Below are 8,316 nucleotides of genomic sequence, written 5' to 3'. Positions count from 1 at the left end.
CCATCGGCGGCGCGCCGTTCGACAGGCGCAATCTCTGGCTTCAGCCCCGCCGGGGGCGGGCCAATGCCGCCGACAAGAACAAGCTTGCCTACGTCTTGTGGCGATTGGTGTGCGAACACCGCCTACCGCTGCGGATCGCGCAGCAGGCGATAAGCCGCGACTGGACGCAGGCCTATGCCATCTATGCGACGCGCGAAAACGTGGGCGCGGTACCAATTTCACTCCGACGAAACCCTATCGGATTCGTCACGCGGCGCATCTGCCGACAATTTGGACTTCCAGAAAAAGGAGTGAACGATGCCACAGAATATCGCCGAATTCCGTATCATCGGGAGGATCGGAAAAATCACGACCCGCGAGCGGGTGACCTATGTCAGCGTCGCCGCCAACTACAATCGTCGAGATGGAGACGATTGGAAGAAGGACACCTATTGGAACAGTGTCGTCTGCTTCTCGAACGTGACGCAGCAGATCGAAGCCGCAGCGAAAGGGGATTTGGTACACGTCACCGGTCGCGTCCGGGAGCGCAGCCATGGTGAAGCCAGTGACGTCGCGTACCGCACCGAGCTGATCGCCGACACGTTTTCGGTGCTCTCGAAGAGCGATGGCGAGGAGAGTTGATCATGACGGTGAGCGGCTTTCGGAACTGTAGAGGCACCTCCTCCCCGCTCTCGCGGCGGCATGCCGTTCTGGCGGACCAAATCGCCCGCTTCAGCGGCGCGCTCTCCCGGACCGGCGTGAAGCCCGCATCTGTTGCGGACAGCCGAATAATGATCTCATCTTCATCGTACAGGCAATTTTCTCCTTTCGTTCCGATGTCGGATGAATCAGAGTCTCCTCATGCCGATCCGTCCGGAACATCGCTGGCTGTATCCGATCGATTGGCCCGAAATCAGCAGGATCGTCCGCTTCAAGCGTGCGGGCGGCCGCTGCGAGCACTGCCAGCGACCTCATGGCCGGCGGGTCGCGCAGCTAGCTGGTACGGCAGGGGTGTGGTGGGACGCCGAGATCCGCGCCTGGCGCGACGGTACCGGCCGGCGGCTTCGACAGCCACCCTCGTTCGTTTCGCTCGATGCGATCCGCATGACCCGCAGACCTGTCTATCTCGCTACCGCTCACCTCAACCACGACCCGACGTTCAGCGGACCGCGATGGCGCAACCTCGCTGCGCTGTGCCCCCGGTGCCATATGATCCACGACGCTCCGGAACATCGTCGACGTCGATGGTGGAATGCCTTTCGTCGGCGTGCGCTGGGCGACCTTTTTACCGGCCGCTACACCTAACGTCGGCTCGACTGTGGCCGCCTCCGAAATGCGCGCACTGCCCGTTCGTGCTTTCGAGTAGATTGTGTTCCAACCAGTGGAGACGTGGGAGGGCGGACCGCAACGGCGCCCTCGTTCTTCCGCAGGGCACCAGCGACCAGCTTGTTTCCTCGCGTCTCGTCAGCCTGCGCTCGGCAGGAGAGGCGAGGTTGCCGTCCGGATATTTGGTACTGTCCGGAGGCTCCATTGCTCGATTTCCATCAAACCCACGGAACAATGGCGATGGCGCGACTTCCGCTTGATGCCTCGTCTCGCGCTCAGGCCATCGTCGAGCAGCTCGGCGGGGTGTGGCACGGTACGCGCGGCGAGTGCCGCTGTCCCGCACATGATGATTCAACACCGAGCCTCTCCGTCCGGCTCGGCGATACGGCGATCCTCTTCCACTGTTTCGCTGGCTGTACGCCCGTCGAGGTCATGAAGGCCCTTCAGCGCAATCGGCTTCACGATCGCAGCGCCGTGGTGATGCCGACAGACACGCCCAAGCGTGACATGGGGGCGTTGGCTGTTCGCCTGTGGCGGGCAAGCAGACCGATCGCCGGCACGCTTGCCGAGGAGTACCTTATCGCTCGGGGGCTTTCGCCGCCCTTTTCGAGGGCCTTGCGCTTCAACTCGGAAACCATTTTGGGCGCTGGCAGCGCCAGGCGGGTCATGCCGGCGCTTATCGCGGCTGTCGAAAACGATGTCGGCATCGTCGCCGTACAGCGAACCTTTCTCCACCCGACGAACGTGCTCCAGAAGCCGATCCCCAAGCCAAAGGCCGCCTTGGGTCTGCTCGGGGTAGCTGCGATCCGACTGGCTCCGGCGACGGATGAACTCGGTCTCGCGGAGGGTGTCGAGGACGCGCTCTCGGCGATGGCTTGGTTCGGTACACCGACATGGGCGCTCGGCGGCGTCGAGCGGCTTGCCTTCGTTGCAATCCCTGAGAAGGTACGGCGTGTCATCGTCTATGGTGATCGAGGCCGAGCCGCGGAGCGACTATTGGAGAAAGCGCGTGAACACCTGACCGCGAACGGTCGCGAACTCGTCAGCCGGGTGCCGGAAAACCAAGACGACTGGAACGATGCCTGGCGAGCACGCCTGCGGCTCGCAAGCGATCCGACGATGCAAATGCGGGATTGAAGCGACAGGCAACCGCCTAATTCACGCTCCGCTGTAACCGTCCGCTCCGCTCGGACACATCGGCAAACTTCAGCGACGGTTCGCTGCGCCAGAGCCCGTTTACGACTTGACCAATCGGACTCAACGCTGGAACATAAAGGGAACAACCCGAGTTTAAATTCCCATGCCTGCTGCTATCCAACATCTACCCGCGACCATAGCTCAGCTGCGGACGATCGCGACGCCGGTCACCGACCATCGCATCCTGCCGTTCGGCATCGAGCAACTCGATCGGCGACTCGGGGGAGGAGGGCTTCGGGCAGGTGCGTTGCACGAGGCGGCGGCGCTCAGCGCTTCGCTGGCCGACGAGGCGGCGGCGACGCTCTTCCTGGCCGGTATTGCCGCGCGAGAGGCGGCGGCGCTGGGCGGACCGGTGCTGTGGGCGAGCTGCCGCACCGATCTGTATGCGCCCGGACTCGCTCAGGCAGGACTGCCGGCGGCAAACGTGATCCACGCGCAGCCCCATGACGATGCGGCGCTGCTCGCCGTCGTCGAGGATGCGGTTCGCGATGGCACGCCCTCGGCGATCGTCGCGGAGGTCGGCAAGGTGTCGATGGTCGCCACCAGGCGGCTGCAGCTCGTGGCGGCGGATGCCGACATGCCGGTGCTGCTGCTCCGACGCCGGCGGTCGCGCGAGCGTGATCCGCTCGACGAGCCGTCCGCGGCGTGGACGCGCTGGCGGGTCGGCAGCGCACCGTCGGCACGGTTCGGCGTCGCGGGCGTCGGACGGTCGCGCTGGCTCGTCGAACTCGCCCGTCAGCGCGGGGGCGAACCTTTTTCTCTGATCGTGGAGGGCAGCGATGGGACGGGTCGTCTCGCTGTTCCTGCCGCACTTGGCCATCGAGCGGCTGAGACGGCAGGAACGGTCCGCGTCGCGGCAGCCTGACCGCCCGCCGCTCAAATCCCCGTCGACGACGATCCCGGTGCCTGCTCCGTCCGCGCGGCGGCAAACTGGCGGCCGGGCGCGCGCTGGGCACGAAGCATGCCGACACGCGTGAACGTGCAAGGCGATATCGCGGCGCTGCCAGCGCATGCGCGGCCGCCTATGCGCGAGCTGGGGCGGCGTTCCGAAGCAGCCGACCATCCGTTCAAGGACGCTTAGCGTTGCCCCGGACGTGCTACGACCCTGGTTCCAGACGTCGCGCATGCGCCGCTCGCGCTGATCGACAAGGTCGGTCGACGCGAGGAGGTGGTTGCCGCCTGCCCAGCAGCGGTCGGTCTCGGCATCCACGTCGGCATGGCCGTTACCCACGCGCGCGCACTCGTGTCCGATCTCGACGTCCGCCCCGCGGAGCCCGCCGCGGACGCCGCGCTGCTCGACCGGCTGGCGCTGCTCGCTGTGCGGCGATGGTCGCCGATCGCCGCCGTGTCGCCGAACGACGGCCTCTTACTCGACCTCGCCGGCTGCGATCACCTGCACGGCGGCGAGGAGCGCTTCTGTCGGCGGCTGCTCGCCTTGTGCCGTCGCGCAGGCTTCACTGGACGAGTCGCGGTCGCGGACACGCCGGGCGCCGCCCATGCACTGGCGCGATACGGGCGGGCAGACCTGATCCGCGTCGAGGCAGGGGACACGGCCGCCGCGATCGCGCCTCTGCCGGTCGCCGCGCTGCGGCTCCCGCCCTCTCCGCTAGAAGCCGCGCGCAAGTTCGGCTTCGAGCGGATCGCGGACCTGCTGCCGGTCGCACGCGGGCGCTGGCACGCCGTCTGGGGCTTGCCGCAATTAAGCGGCTGGATCAGGCGCTCGGCGCGGTGGGCCGAGCCGATCACACCGCGCGACGACCCGGAGGTGCCGATGGCCGAACGGCGGCTGCTCGAACCGATCGGCACGGCGGAGGCCATCGAGCAGGTCATGGCAGACCTCCTCGGTGATCTCGCAGAGGTCCTGCAGCGGCGGGTCTCGGCGCCCGGTCGCTGCGCCTCGTCGGGCTGCGCGTCGACGGTGGCGAGCAGGTGGTGGCGTCGGAACGTCCCGGCCGACGCGCGAGATCTCACACCTCCTTCGTCTCATGAAGCTGCGCATCGAGCGGATCGATCCTGGCATGGGACTGGAGCAGTTCCGGCTGATCGCGCCGCATACCGAGCCGCTCGATGCGGTCGACCTCGGCGCGGTCCTCGCCGGCGACACGCTCGTGCGCGATCCCGCCCGGCTGGTCGACGTCGTCGCCGGCGGATCGGCGCGCGCTCGGTCTACCGGAACGCTCCCGTCGACAGCCATGTGCCGGAACGGGCCGTCACCCGCTCCGACCCGGTGATGGTGCCCGGAACATGGCCCGACTGGCAGCGTCCCATCCGCCTGTTCGCGCGTCCGGAACCGCTGTCGCGGGTGATCGCGCTGCTGCCGACCAGCCGCCGCGTCGCTTCGAGTGGCGGGGGCGGACGCACGCGATCGTCGCCGGCGATGGGCCGAGCGCATCCATGGCGAGTGGTGGCGCCGCGATGCCGAGGTCTGGGCGGTGCGGGACTACTACCGCGTCGAGGACGAGCATGGCGGTCGCTACTGGGTGTTCCGCCGCGGCGATGCGGTCGAGGAGACGACCGGCGATCTCAGCTGGTGGATACACGGCGTGTTCGCATGACCGACTATGTCGAGCTGCAAATGCTCACCCACTTCTCGCTGCTCCGCGGCGCATCGAGCGCGGAGGAGTTGTTCGCGGCGCGGCGCTTCTCGGCTACCCCGCGCTCGCGTTGGCGACATCGGCACCGTCGCGGGCGTGGTCCGCGCCTGGGAGGCGCAGAAGGCGACCGGCGTGCGCTCGATTGCGGGCGCGCGGGTCGATCTCTCCTGCGGCCGGCGGCTGCTCCTCTATCCGACCGATCGTCCCGCCTGGTCGCGGCTCACACGGCTCCTCACCGTCGGCAAGAAGCGGGCAGGGGAAGGGCGGGTGCCTTCTCCACTGGCACATCTCCAGCCCTGGTCGGAGGGGCTGATCGCCATCCTGCTGCCGCACGAGGCGGATGCCGAGAACCGTGTCGCGCTCGCCGACCTGAAGACGGTGTTCGGCCGGCGCGGCTACATGGCGCTGTTCCAGCGGCGAAGACCGAACGACGCGGTTCGCATCGACGCCCTCGCCCGGCAAGCAGGCGAGGCAAGCGTCCGCGCCGTCGTGACCGGCGACGTGCTCTACCACGCGCCCGAGGTTCGCCTGCTCCAGGACGTGGTGACGGCGGTGCGCGAGAAGTGCACCGTCGACGAGCTGGGCTACCGGCGCGAGGTCAACGCCGACCGCGCGCTGAAGCCGCCGGCCGAGATGGTGCGGCGGTTCAGGGCTTATCCCGACGCGCTGCGGGCCAGCGTCGACATCGCCCGCGCCTGCACCTTCGATCTCGGCGAACTCGCCTACCAGTATCCGCATGAGCGGCTGGTCGAGGGACTGACCGCCCAGGGGGCGCTCGAGAAGCTGGCGAACGAGGCAGTCGCCCGCATGTTCGAAGGCGCGGTGCCGACTGCCTACGCCGATCAGATAACGCACGAGCTGCGGCTCATCGGCGAGCTCGGCTACGCTCCCTACTTCCTCACCGTCTACGCCATCGTCCGCGAGGCGCGCCGCCGCGGCATTCTCTGTCAGGGACGGGGCTCAGCGGCGAACAGCTGCGTCTGCTTCGTGCTCGAGGTCACCTCGATCGATCCGATCAAGCACGAGCTGTTGTTCGAGCGGTTCGTATCGGGCGAACGCCGCGAGCCGCCCGACATCGACGTCGACTTTGAGCACGAGCGGCGCGAAGAGATTATCCAGTGGATCTACGAAACCTACGGCCGCGACCGGTCGGCGCTGACCGCAGTCGTCCAGCGCTACCGTGCGCGCGGCGCGGTGCGAGACGTCGGCAAGGCGATGGGCCTGCCGGAGGACTTGACCTCCTCGCTCGCGGGCCTCGTCTGGGGCTGGTCCGCGGAAGGGGTCGGCGAGAAGCAGGTCAACGAGCTGAACCTCGACATCGCCGACCGGCGTCTCCGGCTGACGCTCGATCTCGCACGCAAGCTGATCGGGGTGCCCGCCACATGTCGCAGCACCCTGGCGGCTTCGTCCTGACGCACGACAGGCTCGACGACCTCGTGCCGATCGAACCCGCTGCGATGGAAGACCGCCAAATCATCGAATGGGACAAGGACGACATCGATGCCCTGAAGTTCATGAAGGTCGACGTGCTCGGTCTCGGCATGCTCGGCTGCATGAACCGGGCCTTCAATCTGCTGGAGGAGTCGAAAGGCGTGCGGGTCGGCATGGCCGATCTCCAGGACGACGATCCATCGGTCTACGCCATGATTCAGAAGGCGGATACGCTCGGTACCTTCCAGATCGAAAGCCGCGCGCAGATGTCGATGTTGCCGCGGATGAAGCCGCGCCGCTTCTATGACCTCGTCATCCAGGTCGCGATCGTGCGACCGGGACCGATCCAGGGTGACATGGTTCACCCGTACCTCCGCCGTCGCGAGGGGCTGGAGAAGCCGGAATACCCGCGCCCCGAGCTGCGCGCGGTGCTCGAGAAGACGCTGGGTGTGCCGCTCTTCCAGGAACAGGCGATGAAGGTGGCGATCGTCGGCGCCGGGTTCACGCCGGCCGAGGCTGACCAGCTGCGCCGCGCGATGGCGACGTTCAAGTTCACCGCGGGGTGAGCCACTTCAGCGAGAAGCTCGTCGAAGGCATGGTGGCGCGTGGCTACCCGCGTGAGTTCGCCGAGCGCACTTTCCGCCAGTTGGAGGGCTTCGGCAGCTATGGCTTTCCCGAGAGCCACGCGGCGAGCTTCGCCAAGATCGCCTATGCGTCGAGCTGGATGAAGCATCATCATCCCGACGTGTTCTGCGCGGCGCTGATGAACGCCTATCCCATGGGCTTCTACGCGCCCGCGCAGATCGTCCGTGACGCCCGCGAGCACGGCGTCGAGGTGCGGCCGCCGTGCATCAACGCCAGCCGCTGGGGCTGCACGCTGGAGCCGACCGGCGGGCGCTACCTCGCCGTTCGGCTCGGGCTGCGGCAGGTGCGTGGGCTGTCCAACGCGGATGGCGCCGCGATCGTCGGCGCACGCAGTACGGCCGCGTTCGAGTCGGTCGAGGACGTGTGGCGGCGCTCGGGCGTGCAGCGTGCTGCTGTAGAGAAGCTCGCCGATGCCGACGCCTACCATGCGTTCGGCGCGGATCGTCGGCAGGGATTGTGGAAAGTGAGGGGGCTCGGCGAGGCGCCGCTGCCATTGTTCGCAGCCGCCGACCGGATCGCCGACGGTATCAGCGCCGAAGGCATAGAGCCCGACGTCGCGCTCCGGCCATTGACCGACGGCCGCGAGGTGATCGAGGACTATCGCACGCTCCAGCTATCGCTGCGCGCCCATCCGTTGTCGTTCCTCCGCGACGAGCTGTCGGGCCGCGGCGTGACCCGCTGCGGCGACCTCGCGGGCATCCGCGATGGGCGGCACGTCGAGGTCGCCGGGATCATCCTCGTTCGGCAGAAGCCGGGCTCAGCGAAGGGCGTGCTCTTCATCACCATCGAAGACGAGACGGGCATCGCCAACGGTATCCTCTGGCCGGACCGCTTCGAGGCGCAGCGCCGCACCGTCATGTCGGCCTCGATGATCGGCATGAAGGGTAGGGTACAGAAGGAGGGCGAGGTCATCCACGTGATCTGCGACCGGATCATCGATCACGGCGACCTGCTGACTCAGGTCGGCGCCATGTCGTTCCCGCACCAGACCGGCCGCGGTGACGGTGCCCGTCACGCCGGTTCGCCCGATCGAGGCGACAAGGGCTGGAGCCCTCTTCCTCGCAATTCCTACTGGCCGCCGCACGCCGACGGCATGGATCCCGAGGAGGTCGTGCGGTTCAAGTCGCACGACTTCCGCTGAGCT

Annotated in this window: 6 protein-coding genes and 2 pseudogenes; all 8 read left to right on the top strand. The window is 67.4% G+C overall.

From position 1 onward, the window contains the following. Positions 1-297 precede the first annotated feature (297 nt). Entirely contained in the window at positions 298-621 is a 324-nt protein-coding gene (locus FSB78_RS18970) for a single-stranded DNA-binding protein (protein ID WP_147084325.1), read from the top strand. A 219-nt stretch (positions 622-840) separates the two neighbouring features. After that, positions 841-1,284: a hypothetical protein gene (locus FSB78_RS18965; protein WP_147084430.1), complete on the top strand. Its 444-nt coding sequence runs from the start codon at positions 841-843 to the stop codon at positions 1,282-1,284. A gap of 225 nt (positions 1,285-1,509) precedes the next feature. After that, positions 1,510-2,442, top strand: a complete 933-nt coding sequence (locus FSB78_RS18960; RefSeq protein WP_242008449.1) for a DUF7146 domain-containing protein — start codon at positions 1,510-1,512, stop codon at positions 2,440-2,442. Positions 2,443-2,605: 163 nt separating this feature from the next. Beyond that, positions 2,606-3,367 carry an ImuA family protein gene (locus FSB78_RS18955; RefSeq protein ID WP_199743312.1) on the top strand — a complete coding sequence of 254 codons (762 nt, stop codon included), beginning with the start codon at positions 2,606-2,608 and terminating at the stop codon, positions 3,365-3,367. A gap of 303 nt (positions 3,368-3,670) precedes the next feature. Next, positions 3,671-3,940, top strand: a pseudogene (locus tag FSB78_RS19620) (Y-family DNA polymerase); the annotation flags it as partial. A gap of 547 nt (positions 3,941-4,487) precedes the next feature. Then, entirely contained in the window at positions 4,488-4,733 is a 246-nt protein-coding gene (locus tag FSB78_RS19615) for a hypothetical protein (protein WP_242008467.1), read from the top strand. Positions 4,734-4,934: 201 nt separating this feature from the next. Next, positions 4,935-5,057: a hypothetical protein gene (locus FSB78_RS19705; RefSeq protein ID WP_277872736.1), complete on the top strand. Its 123-nt coding sequence runs from the start codon at positions 4,935-4,937 to the stop codon at positions 5,055-5,057. Beyond that, positions 5,054-8,313, top strand: a pseudogene (locus FSB78_RS18945) (error-prone DNA polymerase). The gene FSB78_RS19705 and the pseudogene FSB78_RS18945 overlap by 4 nt, the downstream one beginning before the upstream one ends. The last annotated feature ends 3 nt before the right edge of the window (positions 8,314-8,316 follow it).

This window comes from Sphingomonas ginsenosidivorax (assembly GCF_007995065.1).
Classification (GTDB): domain Bacteria; phylum Pseudomonadota; class Alphaproteobacteria; order Sphingomonadales; family Sphingomonadaceae; genus Sphingomonas; species Sphingomonas ginsenosidivorax.
The sequence above is the reverse complement of the archived record's forward strand: the minus strand, read 5'-3'. Positions and strand labels throughout refer to the sequence as shown.

Coding starts and splice junctions, on each gene's coding strand:
- FSB78_RS19615 (WP_242008467.1), top strand. CDS start 4,488: ATGAAGCTGCGCATCGAGCGGATCGATCCTGGCATGGGACTGGAGCAG.
- FSB78_RS18955 (WP_199743312.1), top strand. CDS start 2,606: ATGCCTGCTGCTATCCAACATCTACCCGCGACCATAGCTCAGCTGCGG.
- FSB78_RS18965 (WP_147084430.1), top strand. CDS start 841: ATGCCGATCCGTCCGGAACATCGCTGGCTGTATCCGATCGATTGGCCC.
- FSB78_RS18970 (WP_147084325.1), top strand. CDS start 298: ATGCCACAGAATATCGCCGAATTCCGTATCATCGGGAGGATCGGAAAA.